This is a genomic window from Curtobacterium sp. MCBD17_026, assembly GCF_003234895.2.
In the GTDB taxonomy this organism is placed as follows: domain Bacteria; phylum Actinomycetota; class Actinomycetes; order Actinomycetales; family Microbacteriaceae; genus Curtobacterium; species Curtobacterium flaccumfaciens.
The window spans coordinates 654794-674085 of record NZ_CP126281.1 but is presented as its reverse complement, the minus strand read 5'-3'; the positions used below and the strand labels follow the sequence as shown (position 1 = coordinate 674085).

General features: G+C 71.1%; 19 protein-coding genes. 12 read left to right on the top strand and 7 right to left on the bottom strand.

Annotation, left to right across the window (positions count from 1 at the left end):
- The first annotated feature begins 11 nt into the window (after window positions 1-11).
- The 8 genes from DEI85_RS03250 (at window position 12) to DEI85_RS03215 (ending at window position 9258) form a co-directional block, all read left to right on the top strand.
- Window positions 12-902, top strand: coding sequence for an MTAP family purine nucleoside phosphorylase (locus DEI85_RS03250; RefSeq protein WP_111123838.1), 891 nt, complete (start codon window positions 12-14; stop codon window positions 900-902).
- Window positions 899-1969, top strand: coding sequence for an NAD-dependent epimerase/dehydratase family protein (locus DEI85_RS03245; protein WP_110858889.1), 1071 nt, complete (start codon window positions 899-901; stop codon window positions 1967-1969). The genes DEI85_RS03250 and DEI85_RS03245 overlap by 4 nt, the downstream gene beginning before the upstream one ends.
- Before the next feature lie 386 nt (window positions 1970-2355).
- Complete coding sequence (locus DEI85_RS03240) at window positions 2356-3105, top strand: glycosyltransferase family 2 protein (RefSeq protein WP_110858888.1); 750 nt, start codon at window positions 2356-2358, stop codon at window positions 3103-3105.
- The gene (locus DEI85_RS03235; protein WP_258369777.1) at window positions 3102-3779 is read left to right on the top strand and encodes a TIGR04282 family arsenosugar biosynthesis glycosyltransferase; all 678 of its coding nucleotides are present in this window, start codon (window positions 3102-3104) and stop codon (window positions 3777-3779) included. The genes DEI85_RS03240 and DEI85_RS03235 overlap by 4 nt, the downstream gene beginning before the upstream one ends.
- Window positions 3776-4438, top strand: a complete 663-nt coding sequence (locus tag DEI85_RS03230; protein WP_110858887.1) for a class I SAM-dependent methyltransferase — start codon at window positions 3776-3778, stop codon at window positions 4436-4438. Before DEI85_RS03235 ends, DEI85_RS03230 begins: the two co-directional genes overlap by 4 nt.
- A 126-nt stretch (window positions 4439-4564) precedes the next feature.
- On the top strand, window positions 4565-4810 hold the full coding sequence (locus tag DEI85_RS03225; protein ID WP_110858886.1) for a hypothetical protein: 246 nt from the start codon (window positions 4565-4567) through the stop codon (window positions 4808-4810).
- 145 nt (window positions 4811-4955) lie between these two features.
- Window positions 4956-6575, top strand: coding sequence for a phosphoglucomutase (alpha-D-glucose-1,6-bisphosphate-dependent) (pgm, locus tag DEI85_RS03220; protein WP_111123837.1), 1620 nt, complete (start codon window positions 4956-4958; stop codon window positions 6573-6575).
- A gap of 223 nt (window positions 6576-6798) precedes the next feature.
- Window positions 6799-9258: an MDR family MFS transporter gene (locus DEI85_RS03215; RefSeq protein WP_111123836.1), complete on the top strand. Its 2460-nt coding sequence runs from the start codon at window positions 6799-6801 to the stop codon at window positions 9256-9258.
- Between the two features lie 116 nt (window positions 9259-9374).
- On the opposite strand, the gene DEI85_RS03210 is transcribed toward DEI85_RS03215, so the two are convergent.
- The 3 genes from DEI85_RS03210 to DEI85_RS03200 all read right to left on the bottom strand — a co-directional run bounded on the left by DEI85_RS03210 (window position 9375) and on the right by DEI85_RS03200 (window position 12722).
- Window positions 9375-9881: a hypothetical protein gene (locus tag DEI85_RS03210; protein WP_071248253.1), complete on the bottom strand. Its 507-nt coding sequence runs from the start codon at window positions 9879-9881 to the stop codon at window positions 9375-9377.
- A 40-nt stretch (window positions 9882-9921) separates the two neighbouring features.
- A complete protein-coding gene (locus DEI85_RS03205) occupies window positions 9922-11730 on the bottom strand; it encodes an alpha/beta hydrolase (RefSeq protein ID WP_111123835.1) in 1809 nt (602 codons plus the stop codon).
- 101 nt (window positions 11731-11831) lie between these two features.
- On the bottom strand, window positions 11832-12722 hold the full coding sequence (locus DEI85_RS03200) for a DNA-methyltransferase (RefSeq protein WP_111123871.1): 891 nt from the start codon (window positions 12720-12722) through the stop codon (window positions 11832-11834).
- A gap of 127 nt (window positions 12723-12849) precedes the next feature.
- On the opposite strand from DEI85_RS03200, the gene DEI85_RS03195 reads away from it, so the two are divergent.
- Complete coding sequence (locus tag DEI85_RS03195; RefSeq protein ID WP_111123834.1) at window positions 12850-13140, top strand: GNAT family N-acetyltransferase; 291 nt, start codon at window positions 12850-12852, stop codon at window positions 13138-13140.
- Window positions 13141-13168: 28 nt separating this feature from the next.
- Here DEI85_RS03195 and DEI85_RS03190 read toward each other — a convergent pair whose 3' ends face one another.
- The 3 genes from DEI85_RS03190 to DEI85_RS03180 all read right to left on the bottom strand — a co-directional run bounded on the left by DEI85_RS03190 (window position 13169) and on the right by DEI85_RS03180 (window position 15715).
- Window positions 13169-13498 (bottom strand): hypothetical protein, encoded by a 330-nt coding sequence (locus DEI85_RS03190; RefSeq protein ID WP_110858882.1) that lies wholly within the window; start codon window positions 13496-13498, stop codon window positions 13169-13171.
- 166 nt (window positions 13499-13664) lie between these two features.
- The gene (lplAB, locus tag DEI85_RS03185; protein WP_027465073.1) at window positions 13665-14714 is read right to left on the bottom strand and encodes a lipoate-protein ligase LplAB; all 1050 of its coding nucleotides are present in this window, start codon (window positions 14712-14714) and stop codon (window positions 13665-13667) included.
- A 131-nt stretch (window positions 14715-14845) separates the two neighbouring features.
- Complete coding sequence (locus DEI85_RS03180; RefSeq protein WP_111123833.1) at window positions 14846-15715, bottom strand: alpha/beta hydrolase; 870 nt, start codon at window positions 15713-15715, stop codon at window positions 14846-14848.
- An 87-nt stretch (window positions 15716-15802) separates the two neighbouring features.
- Here DEI85_RS03180 and DEI85_RS03175 point away from each other — a divergent pair, with 87 nt between their 5' ends.
- From DEI85_RS03175 to DEI85_RS03165, 3 genes are all read left to right on the top strand, one after another.
- The gene (locus DEI85_RS03175; RefSeq protein ID WP_111123832.1) at window positions 15803-16960 is read left to right on the top strand and encodes an inorganic phosphate transporter; all 1158 of its coding nucleotides are present in this window, start codon (window positions 15803-15805) and stop codon (window positions 16958-16960) included.
- Between the two features lie 11 nt (window positions 16961-16971).
- Window positions 16972-17241 (top strand): hypothetical protein, encoded by a 270-nt coding sequence (locus DEI85_RS03170; RefSeq protein ID WP_111123831.1) that lies wholly within the window; start codon window positions 16972-16974, stop codon window positions 17239-17241.
- 130 nt (window positions 17242-17371) lie between these two features.
- A complete protein-coding gene (locus DEI85_RS03165) occupies window positions 17372-18334 on the top strand; it encodes an acetamidase/formamidase family protein (protein WP_111123830.1) in 963 nt (320 codons plus the stop codon).
- A 177-nt stretch (window positions 18335-18511) separates the two neighbouring features.
- Here the strand turns inward: DEI85_RS03165 and DEI85_RS03160 are convergent, their stop codons facing one another.
- Complete coding sequence (locus DEI85_RS03160) at window positions 18512-19264, bottom strand: SDR family NAD(P)-dependent oxidoreductase (RefSeq protein WP_071406021.1); 753 nt, start codon at window positions 19262-19264, stop codon at window positions 18512-18514.
- Window positions 19265-19292: the final 28 nt, after the last annotated feature.

The following is a 19292-nucleotide window of genomic DNA, read 5'->3' as shown; positions in this document are numbered from 1 at the left end:
ACGGAGGACCTGTGGAGAACGACGAAGCCGTGACGATCGGTGTCATCGGAGGCTCCGGCCTGTACCAGCTGTTCGAGGAGGGCACCGCCGACGAGCTCGACGTCCCGACCCCGTTCGGCCCGACGTCGAGCCCGATCAGCATCGGCACGATGGCCGGACGACGGGTCGCGTTCCTGACCCGCCACGGCCGTGAGCACTCCGTCGCCCCCCACCGCATCAACCACCGCGCGAACGTGTGGGCGCTCCGTTCCCTCGGTGTCCGCGCGATCGTGTCCTCGAGCGCCGTCGGCGGCCTGCACCCCGACTACGCACCCGGCACCTTCGTCGTGACCGACCAGCTCATCGACCGCACCTGGGGACGCGCCGACACGTTCTTCGAGGACGACGTGCAGCACCTGTCCTTCGCCGACCCGTTCGACCCCACGCTCCGCCGCGCGGCGATCGACGCCGTCGCCGGCCTCGACGTGCCGTTCCGTCCGACCGGCACGTGCGTCGTCATCCAGGGCCCCCGGTTCTCCACCCGCGCCGAGTCCGTCTGGCTCCGGCAGGCCGGCGGCCACACGATCAACATGACGATGACGCCCGAGGTCCCGCTCGCCGCCGAACTCGGCATCGCCACCGTGAACCTGTCGTTCGTCACCGACGCCGACGCCGGCCTGGCCCCGACCGAGGACGAGACCGCAGCCGCAGCCGCAGCCAGCGGCCCCGACGTCGACGACGCCGGCGCCGTCGTCACCCACGCCCTCGTCATGGAACGCCTCGCCCGCGCCAACGAGGTCATCGTCCGCGCCATCGGCCAGATCGTCGCCGCCATCCCCGCCGACTTCACCCCGCGCGAACTCGTCCCGACCAGCGCGAGCGCCAGCATCATGCAGGCCCAGCCCACCACCGCCACCGCATGAGCCGCCTCCTCGTCACCGGCGGCGCCGGCTTCATCGGCTCCGCGATCGTCCGCCGTGCCCTGGCCGACGGCCACGAGGTCCGCGTCCTCGACTCCCTGCGCGACGACGTGCACGGCGACCCCGCCGATGTCATCCGCGCCCACCAGCAGCAGGGCATCGCGTTCGTGCACGGCGACGTCCGCGACCGGGTCGCCCTCGACACCGCGCTCGACGGCATCGACGTCGTGTGCCACCAGGCCGCCAAGGTCGGCCTCGGCGTGGACTTCCAGGACGCCCCCGACTACGTCTCGTCGAACGACACCGGCACCGCCCACGTCCTCGCCGGCATGGACCGGCACGACATCGGCCGGCTCGTCGTGGCCAGCTCGATGGTCGTCTACGGCGAGGGCGCGTACACCACCGTCTCCGGGGAACCCACCCGTCCGCCGGCCCGCCGCCGCGAGGACCTCGACGCCGGCCGCTTCGACCCGATCGGCCCCGACGGTCAGCCCCTGCTGCCCGGCCTGATCGACGAGTCCGCAGCGCTCGACCCCCGCAACGTGTACGCGCAGACGAAGGTCGCGCAGGAGCACCTGGCCTCGAGCTGGGCCCGTGCCACGGGAGGCCGCGCGATCGCGCTCCGCTACCACAACGTCTACGGACCGGGCATGCCGGCGAACACCCCCTACGCCGGTGTCGCGTCCCTGTTCCGCTCGGCACTGGCTCGTGGCGAGGCACCCCGCGTCTTCGAGGACGGCGCCCAGCGACGCGACTTCGTGCACGTCGACGACGTCGCCGGCGCGAACGCCGCGTCCATCGCGGCGACGGCCGACCTGCCGTCGGACACGTTCCGCGCGTACAACGTCGGCTCCGGCACCGTGCACACCATCGGCGACATGGCCGCCGCGATCGCCGGACCCGACGGCCCGCAGCCGGTCGTCACGGGCGAGTACCGCCTGGGCGACGTCCGCCACGTCACGGCGAGTTCGGCACGCATCGCCGCCGAGCTCGGCTGGCACGCCGAGGTGGACTTCGAGCAGGGCATGCGCGACTTCGCGACGGCTCCGCTCCGCAGCGCCGTCCGCTAGCCGGAACGCGTGCGCGAGCGGTTCGCCGCTGGTCGCGCCTGAGAGCGCGACCAGCCACCGGACGGGAGGCCCGTGACGGCCCCGCCCCGCGCCTCCCGTCCGCTGTCCCCGCCCCGACGGCTCCGCAAGACGCCGTCGTGTCGGCACCACGCACCCTGGTGCGTGAGACGCCGCCGCCTTCGGCGGTGTGTCGACGACACGACGGCGTCTTGCGACACCCACTCGCGCGACCCACGCGCGCGCTCTGTCCCCCGTTCTGCGGACCGCGCTCCCACAGAACGCGCTGCACGAACAGGACCCGGCAGTTTCCTGTACCCCGCAGCGCGTCGTCGTGTTACGTCGAATGCATGCCAGGACAGACCCGTCGATCCGACCGACCGCACCGAATGACGGACATGACTGTCGACGTGATCCTGCCGTGCCTCGACGAGGCGGATGCCCTGCCGAAGGTCATCGCGCGGCTCCCCACGGGCTACCGGGCCATCGTCGTCGACAACGGATCGACCGACGGATCAGCCGACGTCGCCCGCGCCCACGGTGCCCTCGTGGTGACGGAACCCGTCAAGGGCTTCGGTTCGGCCTGCGCCGCCGGGGTCGCCGCGGCGACCGCCGACTTCGTCGCGTTCTGCGACGCCGACGCCTCCATGGACCCCGCCGAGCTCCCGCCCCTGGTCGACCGCGTGGCCAGCGGCCGCGTCGACCTGGCACTCGGCCGCCGCGTCCCGACCGGCCGCGGTGCGTGGGCTCCGCACGCGCGCTTCGCGAACCGCGTCCTCGCCGTCCTCATGCACCGCGCGACCGGCTACCGACTGCGCGACCTCGGCCCGATGCGCGTGATGCGCCGCGAGGACCTCGTCTCCCTCGATCTGCGCGACCGCCGCAGCGGCTACCCGCTCGAGATGGTCCTGGCCGCCCACGCCGCCGGCTGGCGCGTCGACGAGTCCGACATCGGGTACGCGCAGCGCATCGGCGACAGCAAGGTCACCGGCACGCTCCGCGGCACGATCAACGCGGTGCGCGACATGTCCCGTCTGCTCCGTGCGTACCGCCGGGAGGCCCGTGCCCGGGTCGTCGCACCGGGGCCGCTCCGCCAGGCGGCCGAGTCCACCCCCGTGGTCGAGGAGGCCCGCTCGTGACCGTCGACCCCACCCACGTCAGCGACGCTGCAGCCGACGGCGTCTCCGTCCCGGTGACCGTCGCCGTCGTGGCGAAGGAGTGCCTGCCCGGCAAGGTGAAGACCCGGCTGACGCCGGCGCTCTCCCCCGAGGGCGCCGCGCGCGTCGCTTCCGCGAGCCTCGCCGACACCCTGGCGACCGTCCGCGCACTGCCCGCGGCCCGCCGGGTCCTGTTCTTCGACGGCGACGTCGTGCCGGCGTCGGCCGAGGGGTTCGAGGTGCTGCGCCAGCCCGGTGGCGGCCTGGACGAGCGCCTCGGGTTCCTGTTCGACGCCGTCGACGGTCCGCTGCTGCTCGTCGGCATGGACACCCCGCAGGTGTCCACCGCGGACCTCGCGCCGGTGTTCGACGACGCCGAGCGCGACGCCTGGTTCGGCCCGGCCGAGGACGGCGGCTTCTGGTCGCTGTACCTGCGACGGCCCACCGGCGACCTGCTGCGCGGCGTCCCGATGTCGCGTGACGACACCGGAGCCGTGCAGCTCGCACGCCTGACCGACGCCGGACTCGACGTGGGCGTGCTCGGGGAGCTGCTCGACGTCGACACGATTGCGGACGCCGAGCGGGTCGCCGACCTCGCACCCGACTCCGACTTCACCAGGGCACTCCGTGCCGAGACCGTGGGGAGCACCCGATGACCATGCACGCACCCGTCTCGTTCGGTGCCGGCGGCGGCGAGCCGTACGCCCGTGCCCTGCGCACCGACGGCCACCTGCGCCTGACCGACCCCGACCGGCCCGACGCCGTCACCACGATGGACGTCGGTCGCTGGAGCGCCGCCGCCGACCGCGTCGACCGCTCGCTGCTCGACGACGTCGACGGCGGGGTCATCGACATCGGCTGTGGTCCGGGCCGGATGCTCGTCGCCGCACGGTCGCGGGGCATCCCGGCGCTCGGCGTCGACGTCTCCGCCGAGGCCGTGGCCATCGCGCAGCGCGCCGGCGGCACGGCCCTGCAGGGCTCCGTGTTCGACGCGGTGCCCGACGAGGGCCACTGGGACACCGCGCTGGTGATCGACGGCAACATCGGCATCGGTGGCGACCCCACGGCCCTGCTCACCCGTTGCCGCGAGATCGTGCGCGCCGGCGGCCGGGTCATCGTCGAGACGAACCCCGAAGCCGCGGCCGACCGCGTGTACACCGCTCGGGTGGTGGACGCCGACGGCAACGAGAGCGCCGGGTTCCCGTGGGCCGAGGTCGGCCTCGACGCCCTGCACCGGCACGCGGCGGACGCCGGGATGGTCCCGCGGCAGAGCTGGACCGCCGAGGGCCGGAACTTCTGCGAGCTGCTCGCCTGAGCCTCCGACACGCGCTTGTTTTGCACCATGCAAGACAAGCGCGTAGGGTGGTGGTCATCCAGCCGACGGCGTCGCGGTCGCCGGCTCGGTGACCTGCGGACCTCGGCACGACGACGAGGAGCACCCATGCAGAACCGTCAGAACCCCCTGGGCGGCGCCTACGTGACCGGCCTCGAGACCCGCGCCGAGCTCGGCAGCTACACGGGCGACGCGACCCGCAGCCCGATCGGCAGCTACACGGGCGCCGGCATCGGACGAGCACTCGGACGCTTCGTCGACACGCAGTTCCGCCGCCCTGGCACCGCGACGTCCTCGACGCGCACCGTGACCGGCTCGTTCCGCACGGCGACGGGATCGTTCCGCACCGCCTGAGGCACCTGCCTCCACAGACCGCGAGCGGTCGTCCGACCCGGGGGTCCCCCCTCATCCCGGGTCGGACGGCCGCTCGCTCGCGTTCCGCCGAGGCACGAGTCGCTTCCCCCGAACGCGCCAGGGCCGCCGATGCCAGGATGGACGCATGAACGACCGTGCCGGCACCCCAGCGACCGCAGACGACCTCGTCGACCTCGACGAGCTCCTCGCCGCCTACCACGACCGAGTGCCCGACGTCTCGGTCCCCGAGCAGAAGGTCGTGTTCGGCACGTCCGGACACCGCGGGTCGTCGCTCGACACCGCCTTCAACGACACCCACATCGCCGCCATCACGCAGGCGATCGTGGAGTACCGCCGCGACCAGGGCACCGACGGGCCGCTCTTCATCGGCCGCGACACCCACGCGCTCTCGGCCCCCGCCGAGCAGACCGCTCTGCAGGTCCTCGCCGCCAACGGCGTGCGCGTGCTCGCCGACAGCCAGGACGGTTTCGTGCCGACGCCCGCGCTGAGCCACGCGATCATCCGCTACAACCGCGCCGGCAATCCGGACACGGCCGACGGCATCGTCATCACGCCGAGCCACAACCCGCCCCGCGACGGCGGCTTCAAGTACAACCCGCCGCACGGTGGCCCCGCCGACAGCGACGCCACGAGCTGGATCGCGAACCGGGCGAATGCGATCATCGAGGGCGGCAACGCCGAGGTGCAGCGCACCGAGGACTCCGAGCCCGAGCGCTACGACTTCCTGAACACGTACGTGGCCGACCTCGAGAACATCATCGACATCGCCGCGATCAAGCGTGCCGGCGTGAAGATCGGCGCCGACCCGCTCGGTGGCGCCTCGCTGCCGTACTGGAACGCCATCCGCGACCACTACGGCCTCGACCTGACCGTCGTGAACCCCGAGGTCGACCCCACGTGGGCGTTCATGACGCTCGACTGGGACGGCAAGATCCGGATGGACCCGTCGAGCCCCTCGGCGATGGCCTCGGTGCTTGCCCGCAAGGACGACTTCGACGTGCTCACCGGCAACGACGCCGACTCCGACCGGCACGGCATCGTCACGCCCGACGGCGGACTGATGAACCCGAACCACTACCTCGCGGTCGCGATCGAGTACCTCTACGCGCACCGGCCCGAGTGGCGCGACGACGCCGCGATCGGCAAGACCCTGGTGTCGTCGAGCATCATCGACCGCGTCGCCGAGTCCCTGGGCCGTCGCCTGTGGGAGGTCCCGGTCGGCTTCAAGTGGTTCGTCCCCGGCCTGATCGACGGCTCGGTGGCGTTCGGCGGCGAGGAATCCGCGGGTGCGTCGTTCCTGCGCACCGACGGCACCGCGTGGACCACCGACAAGGACGGCATCATCCTGGCGCTCCTGGCGTCCGAGATCGTCGCCGTCACCGGCAAGACCCCGTCGCAGCTCTACGCCGAGCTGACCGAGCGCTTCGGTGCCCCGGTCTACCAGCGCGTCGACGCCGCGGCCTCGAAGGAGCAGAAGGCCCGCCTCGGCAAGCTCGACGGCGACGCCATCACCGCGGACACCCTGGCCGGCGACCCGATCACCGCGAAGCTGTCGAAGGCGCCGGGCAACGACGCAGCCGTCGGCGGCGTGAAGGTCGTCACCGACAAGGCGTGGTTCGCCGCGCGCCCGTCGGGCACCGAGGACGTCTACAAGATCTACGCGGAGAGCTTCGTCGGGCAGGAGCACCTCGAGCAGGTGCAGCGCGAGGCCAAGGAGATCGTCGACGCAGCACTGGGCGCCTAGCGCCCTCGTCGGACGGGCTGCGGGTCTCGGACACCGCAGCCCGTCCGCCGGAACCGAGCCGGGCCTCCAGGCCGTGTGCCAGCGGGGCCCACTGGGCGTACCGTGACTGCCGATCCACTCAGGAAGCCGTCTCGGCGCGACCGAGCACTTGCGGCAGTTGTAACTTTGCAGGCAGCGCAAAAATCGTTCTGCCAGCGCATCGGTACCCCGGGAGACCCTGCTCATGACCCAGACGGCGACCGCACCCGCGGCCCCCACCACGGCGTCCAACGTCGTGATGAACCACCGACAGATCCTGTTGGTGATCTACGGCCTGATGGCCGGCATGTTCCTCGGCGCCCTCGACCAGACGATCGTCGGCACCGCTATCCGCACCATCGGCGACGACCTGCACGGACTCGACCAGCAGGCCTGGGTCACCACCGGGTACCTGATCGCGTCGACGGTGACGACCCCGATCTACGGCAAGCTCTCCGACATCTTCGGTCGCCGGCCGCTCTTCATCACCGCGATCGGCATCTTCATCGTCGGCTCGTTCGCGGCGTCGTTCTCCGACTCGATGCTCATGCTCGCCGGGTTCCGCGCACTGCAGGGCCTGGGTGCCGGTGGTCTGATGTCCCTGCCGCTGGCGATCATGGGCGACATGCTCGCCCCACGCGAGCGGGCGAAGTACCAGGGCTACTTCCTGGCGGTCTTCGGCATCTCGTCCGTCATCGGGCCGCTCGTCGGCGGCGTCTTCGCCGGTGCGGACCAGCTGCTGTTCATCGCCGGCTGGCGCTGGGTGTTCCTGATCAACGTGCCGATCGGCATCATCGCCCTGTTCATGGTGCTGACGTTCCTGCACCTGCCGAAGTTCGGCGACCGCGGCAAGCCCCGCATCGACTGGTGGGGCGCGACGCTCGTCATCGTCACGCTCGTGCCGCTGCTGCTCATCGCCGAGCAGGGCCGCGAGTGGGGCTGGGACTCCCCTGCCGCGTTCGCCTGCTACGCCATCGGCGCCCTCGGCCTGATCGCGTTCATCATCGTCGAGCGCGCGATGGGCGACGACGCGATCCTGCCGATGAAGCTGTTCGGGTCGCGGGTGTTCTCGATGTCCGCGATCCTGTCCGTGCTCGTCGGCTTCGGCATGTTCGGCGCGATGCTGACGATCCCGCTCTACCTGCAGATCGTCAAGGGCGTGACCCCGACCGAGTCCGGGTTCGCCATGCTGCCGATGGTGCTCGGCCTGATGATCTCGTCGATCGCCTCCGGCCAGATCATCTCCCGCACCGGCAACTACCAGGTCTTCCCGATCACCGGAACGGCGTTCACGGCGATCGGCTTCACGGTCCTGACGTTCCTGACCGCCGACCGGCCCCTGTGGTTCCTGATGCTCGGCATGTTCGGCATCGGGCTCGGACTCGGACAGCTCATGCAGACGCTGACCCTCGCCGCGCAGAACTCGGTGTCACCGCGGGACATCGGTGTCGCCACGAGCGCCGCGACGTTCTTCCGCCAGATCGGCGGCACGATGGGCACCGCTGTCCTGCTCTCCGTGCTGTTCACCCTGATGCCGACGAACATCAGCGCCGCGATGCAGAACGAGTCCGACCTGAAGAGCGCGCTCAACGCCGCGATGACGCCCTCGGTCGCGAACGCGTCGAAGAACCAGGGCGTGATGGACGAGATCTGGACGAAGATCGTCGACCCGGTGCAGCAGAACGTGCAGGACGGTCTCGACCAGGGCACCGCGCAGGCGAAGCAGGCCGCCGATGCCGCCGTGACCAAGCAGGTGACGGCGGCGGTGCAGCAGCAGGTCGCCGCGGGGACCGTCCCGGCCGCAGCAGCGGACACGATCATCGCCCAGCAGGTCGACGACGCCAAGCCCGCAGCCGAGCAGCAGGCGCTCGAGACCGCCGCCACGAAGGCGAACGCCTCGGTCGTCGACGGCAAGCTGCAGATCGACTACTCCGACAAGGGGCAGCGGGAGAACGTCGTCGACCAGGTCGCCCCGACGCTCATCAAGCAGCTCAAGAGCGGTGACTCGGCCGCAAGCTCGTCCACCGACTCGGCGACGAGCGACACGTCGTTCCTGAACGGGGCGGACCCCCGGCTCAGCCGTCCGTTCCTGGTCGGGTTCAGCGACTCTGCCGTCCGCGTCTACTACGTCGGCCTCGCGGTGATCCTGCTCGCGTTCGTGCTGACGTGGTTCTTCCGGGTGCCGCCGCTCCGCAAGACCTCGGCGCTGCAGGAGCAGGCCGATGCCGCGCGCACGGCTGCCGGTGCGGGGTCGGACGGGAGCGCCGCTGCAGCCGCTGCCGCCGCCGCACCTGGAGCTGCCCCGGTGCCGACGGGGTCGTCCTCTGCCGAAGTACCGACCTCGCCCGACGTGCCGACGTCGCCGGACGTACAGCCTCGTTCCTCCCGGGCCACCGGGGCGTCGGACGTCTCGGTGCTGCCGCACGGGGTCGACGACACCCGCGCGCCGCTGCCGAACGCCACGACGCACGGTGCACACTCGGCTGCTGCGCCGGTCGACGAGCCCCCGACGACGACCGGTGCCATCCGGACCCGGGCTGCCCACGCCGCCCCGGTCGTGGAGCCGGACGCCCACGGGGCCGGAGCCGATGCGGCGGAGGCGAGCCGGGCCTCCCGGCCGGACGCTGGCGACGCGCACGCGCACGGGCGGCACTCCGCGGAGTAGTCGGCGCGGGCGCTCGCTCGGTGCGTGTGCATGTTCCGACGATCCACGCGTCGAACGACTCGTGGATCGTCGCAGACCCCGCTCGCCTCAGCCCGCCTGACGATCCCGTGCGGAGGCTACGAGCGCTCTCGCTCGCGCATCTCGACGTAGTCCCCGGCAGCGCACGCCGAGGTACCACTGACCGTGTCGCCCCCGCCGAGGTCGGAGGACTGGAACCCGATGTTCGCCACGCCGTCCCCGCTGCCGTCGACGCCGCTGTAGGACGCGTCGGCATCGGAGAACCGCTTCGTGTCGAGTCCGCGCTCGCCCCACAGCTTCTCGAGCGTCCGGATCCCCTGCTCGACATCGCCGCGATCAGCGCGGGACTTGATGTACGTGTAGTTCACACCCTCGCCGACGCCGCGCTCGTCCTCGCACGTGCCGAGCCGCGGCCCTTCCTGGACCGTCCACGTCCCACCGAGCGCATCGGTCGTGTCGTCGACGAGCTGCTGGATGCTGCGCTTCGCATCGGCCGGCTCCTGGGTCGGTCGGTTCTCCATCTGTCCTCCAGAACAGCCGGCAGTCGTGCCGACGATCGCGATCGTGGTCACGGTGACTGCGATCCACTGCTTCAGGGCGGTCATCGGCGTCGGTTCTCCGTAGGGTCGTCGGGCGTCCAGCATGTCACCCTGCCGGCGTCACGCGGTCGCCGTGACCGGTCGTCGTCTTTGCCACGTTCCTCAGCGACTCCGTGCCCGGGTCGAGGTAGCCGTTGCCGCTTGCGGTGTGCACGCCGTGGTCCTTCACCGGGTCGAAGCCGTCGGCGCCGTCCGCGCCGAACGTCTCCGCGCCGAAGCTAGAGTTCGTCGGGTCGAGCCGGTACGGCACGCTGAACCCTCTGCCGATGTAGGCGTACTGGTCGCCCAGCCCGGGAATGCCGACGAAGGTGTCCTGGGCCTGCCCCGCGTAGACGTGGTCAGCCTGGATGTCCTGCGCTGTCGGGATGGTCTGCGGGATGCCGGCAGACGCGATCGACGTGAACGAGTCGACGTGGACGCCGGGTGCTGTCAGTCCGATCGACGCCGTCGTGGTGCCGTACGAGTGTGCCAGGACGTTCGTCCGGGGCATGTCGCCGGCACGAACGGCGTCGAGCCCACGGATCGATGCCGCCAGCTTCGCCCCACCGCTCTCGGCCGCGTCCTCGTTGAAGACACCGAGATCAGGCGGCGCTGGAGGCGCCTCGTAACCCATCCAGGCGATCACCGCACGGTTTCCCGGGCCGTCCACCTTGACCTGCTCGTCCGCGACGTTCTGCGCTGCTTGTACCCAACCGGTCATCGTCTTGGTACTGGATCCCATCCCCGGAACGGCCCACGTGACGTTGGTCGCGGTGTCCAGGTCTCCGATCGAGACGGCGGCCAAGGGCGGGACGTCTCCCGTCAACGAGATGAGGAACCGGTTGTCCCCCAAGCTGGCCCGGATGCTCCTCAGCGCTTCGCGCTCATCGGGATCGAGGTTCTCGCGCGCGAGACGGTCGTCGAGGACCTCTTGGTTCGCGGTGTTCCGTGCCCAGTACGGGATCCCCTCGAGGTTCCCGAGCATCGCGAGCACCTCGGGCGGCAACGCCAGGAGGTCCACCCCGTTCGCCTTCGTCAGGCCGAGACCCGCCCAGGTCGCCGCGACCTCGGCCGGCGTGGCCCCGGGTGCGAGCAGGGTTTGGAACGACGGGGGGATCGTCGCAGCAGCAGCGAAGTCGAGGACGGAGTTCGAGAGCGTGCTGATCGCGCCGGCGCGTTCGAACGCGGACGCTATCCGCTCGATCCAATCTGCATCGGAAGCGTTCTCCTGCAGGTACCGGTCGAACCCCGGGAGCAGGGTCGAACTGGACACCTCTGCCCAGGAGCAGTTGCTCGTGAAGCCGGACCATGCCGTCCGCAGCTTCACCGCATGCTCCGAGAACCCGCGATCCGAGGCCCGCGCCGACGCCACGAAGGTCCGGAGCCGCTCGGGGTCCGCCGAACTGCGACCCATGCTCGACCCGCCAGCCGTTCGCGGACGGTCCGATGCGGAGAACGACGCCGAGATCGGTGTTGGTCGGATCGGGATGTCCGAGGGCTTCGGGTCGAACATCGGAGTCGGCTTGACCTCGAAGATCCCCAGCGGTTCATCGTCGGCCTGCTGACGCGCGGTCTCGCGTCCCTGCCAGGCGTCGACGGCGGCCAGCCGTTCGCGCTCTCGCTGGGCCTCACCGGTGACGACCTGCACCGCGTCCGCAAGTCGACCGAGCGCACCGGCGAGGCGGACACGATCAGCGGCTTCGGCCACCGCAGCTTCGGCGAAGCGGTCAGCGTAGGCACCGGAGAAGTCAGTGGAAGCGTCCTCGGCAGCTGATCGACGGGCGGAAGCCGCGAACAGCAACGTGATGTCCGCTCCAGTCGCCGCCTTGATCAGGCGGTTCGCCGCGCTTTCGTCGAACGGTATGGTCCCCAACATCGCCCCCGTGATGCTCGCGTCCGCTCATCGACGGCCGAGGCCTCAACCCTACCCATCGACGACGATGTGCGGACACTCCCGTCCCGGACCCTGCCCACGCCTCAGACCGCCGGCGCCGCGTCCCCCGCCGCTGCCTCCGGTGCTCCGGCCACCTCGAACGATGCCCCCGGCAACCGCTTCCGCATCACGTCGATCGCCGCAGGGTTGTCGTCCACCAGTACGTACCGCCGCCCCAACGCCCGTGCCACGGCGCCCGTGGTCCCACTGCCCGCGAAGAAGTCGAGCACCCAGTCCCCCTCGCGTGAGGACGCCTGCACGATCCGCCGCAGCACCCCCTCGGGCTTCTGCGTGGGGTAGCCGGTCTTCTCGCGGCCGGTCGGCGAGACGATCGTGTGCCACCAGACGTCGGTGGGCAGCTTGCCGCGCTCGCGCTTCTCAGGGGTGACGAGACCCGGCGCCATGTACGGCTCGCGGTCGACGGCCTCGGAGTCGAACCAGTACCGCGCCGGGTCCTTCACGTAGACCAGGATCGTGTCGTGCTTGGTGGGCCAGCGCGTCTTGGACTTGGCACCGAAGTCGTAGGCCCAGACGATCTCGTTCAGGAACGACTCACGGCCGAACAGCGCGTCGAGCAGCACCTTGGCGTAGTGCGACTCGCGGTAGTCGAGGTGCAGGTACAGCGTGCCGTCGGCGGCGAGCAGTCGCCAGGCCTCGATGAGTCGGGGTTCGAGGAACGACCAGTAGTCCTCGAACCGGTCGTCGAAGCGCATCAGGTCGCCGCGCACCCGCTCGTAGGTCCGGCCGTGGAACCCCATCACGGGGCCGTCGGCCTTCGGCACGGCGGAGGTCGCGTGCCGACGCTGGTACCGGCCGGTGTTGAACGGCGGGTCCAGGTACACCAGCGTGAAGGAGCCGTCCGGGTACGCGGGGACCACGTCGAGGGCGTCGCCGAGGACGACGCGGTCCGGGCCTCGGTCGTCTCCCCTGCGCACGGACCCATTGTCGCGCACCGAGCGAGCACGCTCGACGCGCACCGCACCGCACCGAGCGGACGCGCAGCACACGAAGCAGGCGTGCAGCACAGAGCGCACGTCCAGGCCCCGGCGTACGGTCGAGTGCATGGCAGCAGCACCCGAGGTCCGCAACGACACCGACAAGCAGCAGTACTCCCTGATCGAGGACGGCGAGGTCATCGGCCTCGCTGCGTACGAGGTCGACGGCGACGAGATCCGCTTCGTGCACACCGAGGTCGATCCCGAGCACCGCGGTGGTGGGCACGCGTCGATCCTGGTGCAGCACGCGCTCGACGACGTGCGCGCGAGTTCGTCACGCCGGGTCGTCGCGCAGTGCAGCTACGTGCACGCGTGGATCGAGCGGCACCCGGACTACCAGGAGCTCACGACCCGCTGAGCGAGCAGCAGGTCGCGCAGCAACGCCCTCAGTACGAGCGGTCGTGCGTCCCGGCGCGGGCCTCGTGCCGCCCGGCGCTCCGCACCGTCGGCACCCGGATGAGCACGCTGCCGCTGAGCAGGTCGTGGTCGTCGTCTGCCGGCGACGGGGCCTGTTTCGGCAGGCGTGCCTGCCGTTCGTACTCGGCTTGCGTCTCGTGCCGGGTCGGTGCGAACACCTCGTCCAGCATCCCGACCATGCCTCCGGATCCACCGCTCCGCTGGGACTTGTTCGACAGGTCGATCCACCCCATGCGATCGGCGATCCACACCACGACGGCCACGGCGGCCACCGCCCCCAGGAAGATCAACCAGTTCACGGCAGCGACGCTACGTGGGCCGCGCGGCGAGCGGATCAGCCGCGCGGGGGATTCTCATCATCCACACGTCTGGTTCATGAGGTCGAGGCGCACACTCGAGTCAGCGGCGGCCGGAACGTCCCCCCTCAGGTCCGGCCGTCGCGTCCACCGTCGATCGGAACGGGGCTCACGGCACCCGCTCGAGCCACTCCTTCGTCGCGAACTTCGTCCGCACCAGCTCCTGCGCCCGCTCCCGCTCGGCCTCGGTGACGTGCCCTTCGGTCGCTCCGTACAGGCGGGTGAAGGTGCCGATCAGCCGCTCGATGATCTCGGCGCGGGACAGCCCCGTCTGCGAGCGGAGCGGGTCGACGCGCTTCGCGGCGCTGGTGGTGCCCTTGTCGCTCATCTTCTCGCGCCCGATGCGCAGCACCTGCACCATCTTCTCGCCGTCCATGTCGTAGCTCATGGTGGCGTGATGCAGCAGCGAACCGGTGCCGAGGCGCTTCTGTGCGGCCCCGCCGATCTTGCCCTTGGTCGAGGTGATGTCGTTGAGGGGCTGGTAGTACGCCTCGATGCCGAGCGACTTGAGCGCCTCGATCACCCATTCGTCGAGGAACGCGTACGAGTCGGCGAAGGTCATGCCCTGCACCAGGTCGGACGGCACGTAGAGCGAGTACGAGATCACGGCGCCCGCGTCCATGAACATCGCGCCGCCGCCGGAGATGCGTCGGACCACCTGCACGCCGTACTTCTCGGCGCCGGCGGGATCGACCTCGTTCTTCAGCGACTGGAACGAGCCGATGACGACGGCCGGCTGGTCCCACTCCCAGATGCGCAGCGTGGGACCGCGACGGCCGGCACCGACCTCTTCGGTCAGCACCTGGTCGAGCGCGAGGTGCTCGTTCGGGCTGATCGGCCCCTCGTGCACGATCTGCCAGTCGTGGTCGCGCCAGGTCGAGGCCCGCGACAGCGCGCGGCGCACCGCGACGCCGACGGACTCGGGCGTGAAGCCGAGCAGCACCGCATCGGTCGGCAGGGCCGCCCGCACGGCTGCGGCGATGCCCGCGGCGTCGGTGGTGGCGGGGAGCCCGTTCACGGCCGCGTCGATGAGCGGCAGCGCGTCGTCGGGTTCCAGGAAGAAGTCACCCGCCAGGCGGAACTGCTGGATCGTGCCGTCGACGACCTCGAGGTCGACGACGACCAGCTTGCCTCCGGGGACCTTGTACTCACCGTGCATGCCGCAACCCTATTCCGGACAGCCGACTGCCCGGCAGTGGGCCGGCCTGGTGACGGACGGGAGGCCCGTGGCGGCGTCGCCACGGGCCTCCCGTCCGTCACCGGTCGCGTCGCAGGACGCGGCGAGCGCCGTCAGCGCGCCGACACCCGGTCGAGCCACGCGACCAGGTCGCCCACGACCTCGTCGCGGTTCGTCTCGTTGTAGACCTCGTGCCGCGCGCCCTCGTACACCTGCACGGTCACGTCGGACAGCCGGCCGCGTCGGCGGTACGCCTGCGCCAGTCGCTCGACGGAGCGCGGCCCGCCGAGGGCATCGTCGGAGCCGACCTGCAGCAGCATCGGCAGGTCGTGCGGGATGCCCCGTCGCGGGACCCCGAGCAGTCGGAGGGTGTCGGCGAGCCCGAACAGCCCGATGACGTCGGCCTCGACCGCCAGGGGGTCGATCGCGACGGCGTCGATGATCTTCCGGTCGCGGGTGAGCCACTCGTACTTGGTGGGCCCCGACCCCGCGTGCCGGGCGTTGAGGTCGCCGCTGTTCATCCAGCCGGGCAGCCGGTAGGCACTCGCGGACAGGACGACGCCGTCGTAGCGGTCCGACGAGGTGTTCACGATCCGCTGCGCCATGAGCGACCCCCACGAGTGCCCGAGCAGCACGAGCGGCAGCCCGGGTTCGTCGGCCCGCGCGACCGCGCTCATCTGCTCCACCGCAGCGATCGCCGCGCGCAGGCCGCCGGGGCCGAGCCGACCGAGCTTGGTGTGGTCGCCGTCCCACTGGGTCAGCCCGGTGCGTCCGTGCCCGCGGTGGTCGTTGGCGTGCACGGTGTAGCCGGCGCGCACCAGGTCCTGCGCGAGCGGTTCGTACCGGAGCCCGTGCTCCCCGACCCCGTGCGCGATCTGCACGACGCCCTTCGGCCGCGCCGCACGCCAGGTCGAGTAGACGATCTCGACGCCGTGGGCGTCGGTGAACGAGGCGTCGCCGCGAGCGGCGGAGAAGGTGGGCACACCCGCATCTTCGCAGACGCGCTCCATCCCGGACCTGTTCACCCGGCGTTCACGCAGGGGGTTCCGGGCGGGCCTACCGTCCTGCGCATGGACGTCATCGTCATCGTCACGCTGGTGATCGTCGTGGCCCTCGTGTTCGACTTCACGAACGGCTTCCACGACACCGCGAACGCCATGGCCACGTCGGTCGCCACGGGAGCGCTCAAGCCCCGGACCGCGGTGCTCATCTCCGCCGTGCTCAACGTGGTCGGCGCGTTCCTGTCGACCGAGGTCGCCAAGACCGTGTCGCAGGGCATCATCCGCGAGGGGCAGGACGGCATCCACATCTCCCCCACGATGATCTTCGCCGGCCTCGTCGGCGCGGTGCTCTGGAACCTGGCGACCTGGTACCTCGGGCTGCCGTCGTCGTCCACCCATGCGCTGTTCGGCGGGCTCATCGGCGCCTCGATCATCGGGGCGGGTCTGAACTCGATCAGCTGGGCGACGGTGGTGTCGAAGGTCGTGCTGCCGGCGCTGCTCTCCCCGGTCATCGCCGGGGTGATCGCCCTGGTCGCGACGTACCTGGCGTACGTGCTCACGAAGAACGCGACGACGCACGGTGCCGCGACCGGGTTCCGGCACGGGCAGACGATCTCGGCGTCGCTGGTGTCGCTCGCACACGGCACGAACGACGCGCAGAAGACGATGGGCGTCATCACGCTGACCCTCATCGCCGCGAACTACCAGGCCGCCGGCACCGGTCCGGCGCTCTGGGTGATCCTGGCCTGCGGGCTCGCGATCGGCCTCGGCACGTACACGGGCGGCTGGCGGATCATGCAGACCGTCGGCAAGAAGATCTCCGACGTGCAGTCGCCGCAGGGCTTCGCCGCCGAGACGAGCTCCGCCGCGACGATCCTCATCTCGTCGCACCTGGGCTTCGCGCTCTCGACGACCCACGTGACGAGTGGCGCGGTCGTCGGCTCGGGCCTCGGCAAGAAGCTCGCCGACGTGCACTGGTCGGTCGTCGGCCGCATCGTCGTCGCGTGGGTGATCACGCTGCCCGCCGCTGCGGTGGTCGGGGCGCTCGCGACCTGGCTCGCGTCGACCTCGGCGTTCGGGCTGGTGCTCGTCGCGGTCCTCGCCCTGGCCGGCGGGCTCACCTTCTCCGTCCTCGCCAAGCGCAAGCCGATCTCGCACGAGGACATCACCACCGAGTCAGGGCCGGCCGAGCAGACCGAGCCGCAGCCGACCGGCGCGACGAACTGAGGGGAACGACGATGGACATCGACTTCACTGCGATCGGCACCGTCGCCGGCGTCGGGTTCGTGGCCGCCGTGGGCCTGGTGCTCGTGTACACGCTCGGCCTGCGGCTGCTCGGGACGGGGCAGCCGGACGACGCGGGCGGCGAGCGCACCCAGTACTCCGACGAGAACCCGCGCTCCGGGCACACCCCGCCGGTCGCCCTGGCGGGTGCGGTGTTGTGCTTCGCCGTGTGTGTCGCCGCGGTCCTGGCGGGCATCTGGTTGACGATCCCCCAGTTCCACTGAGGACGTTCCTTCCAAGAGCGCTCGCGCTGGGAAGCGGAATCGGGCGTACCTGGTCGAAACTTCCGACCAGGTACGCCCGTTCCGACCAGGTACGCCCGTTTCGACCAGGTACGCCCGGAATGATCGAGTGGTGACCGACCACACGAACGCGACCACCCACCACCACCTCGACACCGCGGTCGAGTCCGCCGTCGACGTCTTCACCGCCGAACGCCAGCCGGTCCTGACCGTGGAACCGGGCGACACGGTGACCGTCCGAACCCTGAGCGCCGCGGGCTACACGGAACGCCAGCCGGGCCCGGGCCTCGACGCCCCGACCCTGATCGACCCGCGCCGGGGGCACTGCCTGGTCGGGCCGATCGCCGTCGCGGGAGCACGTCCGGGGATGGTCCTGGCGGTGCACTTCGACGACCTCGTGCCCGACGACTGGGGCTACACGGCCTCGGGCGGGGTCGACTCACCGGTGAACCGCGCACTCGGCCTGACCGATCCGGCGTCGCGCGGCCCGCTGCTCTGGGACATCGACGTGTCCGCCGGAGTCGCCGTGAACCAGCTCGGCCTCGGGGTGCGGACGGCACCGTTCCTCGGCGTCGTCGGCGTCCCGCCCGAGCCCACCGGGGAGCACTCGACGATCCCGCCCCGCACGGTCGGCGGCGGCAACGTCGACTGCCGCGAGCTGATCGCCGGCTCGACCCTGTACCTGCCCGTGACGGTGCCGGACGCCCTGCTCCACGTCGGCGACGGGCACGCGGCCCAGGGCGACGGCGAGGTCTCCGGAACAGCGGTCGAGTGCGGCATGACCACGACGATGACCCTGACGCTCCTCGACCGGGCTCCGGTCGAGGGTGTGCACGCCGACACCCCCGCCGGACGCATCACCTTCGGCTTCGACGCGGACCTCAACGTCGCGACGGCCACGGCGCTCGACCGGATGGTCGACTGGATCGCCGGGCTGCACGGGATCGGCCGCGCCGAGGCACTCGCGATGGCGAGCGTGGCGGTGAGCATGCGCATCACGCAGGTCGCGAACCGCACGTGGGGCGTGCACGCCCTGCTCCCGCACGACGCGATCCTGACGGACGCGCGGCACTGAGGCCGGGAGGCCCGCCCCACGCGAGCCGACCGGCGCACGCTGGGCGGGCCTCCCGTCCGACGTTCCTTCCCATCGCACCCGGCCTGGAAAGCGGAAACGGGCGTACCTGGTCGAAGAATCGCCCAGGTACGCCCGTTTCGACCGGGTACGCCCGGAACGACCAGGTGCACCGAGCCGTCAGTGGGCGGAGTAGCCGCCGTCCACCAGGTGGTAGCTGCCCGTGATGAACGAGGCCTTGTCGCTCAGCAGGAACAGCACGAGCGCGGCGACCTCGGCGTCGGTGCCGAGCCGCTTCGAGGCGTGCTCGTCCTCGAGTGCCGCGATGGCCTCGGGCGAGAGCGACTTGCGGAGCAGCGGGGTGTCGATGAACCCGGGGCCCACGGCGTTCGTGCGGACGCCCTGCGACGAGTACTCCAGCGCGGCGACCTTGGTCAGCCCGGCGAGCGCGTGCTTCGAGGCGACGTAGGCCGCGTTCTGCGCCATGCCGACCGTGCCGAGCACCGACGCCATGTTCACGATCGCGCCACCGCCGGCAGCCACCATCGCGGGGATCTCGTAGCGCAGCCCGTAGAAGACGCCGTCCAGGTCGACCGCACGGACGCGGTCCCAGGCGGCGATGTCGTACTCGCCGATCGGCTGCGGTGCTGCGCCGATGCCGGCGTTGTTCACGGCCAGGTGCAGCGCGCCGAACGTGTCGACCGCGAACTGCACCATGCGCTCGTTGTCCGCGGCGACCGCGGAGTTCGCCTCGAACGCGCGGGCGGTGCCACCGGCCTCCACGATCGACGCGGCGACGCGCTCGGCGCCCGCCAGGTTGATGTCGGCGACGACCACCGTGGCGCCCGCCGCGGCGAGCTCCTTCGCGACGGATTCGCCGATGCCGCTGCCACCACCGGTGACGACGGCGACCTTGCCCTCGAACTCGGACATGTTCTCCTTCTCTCTCGGCAACACGTGT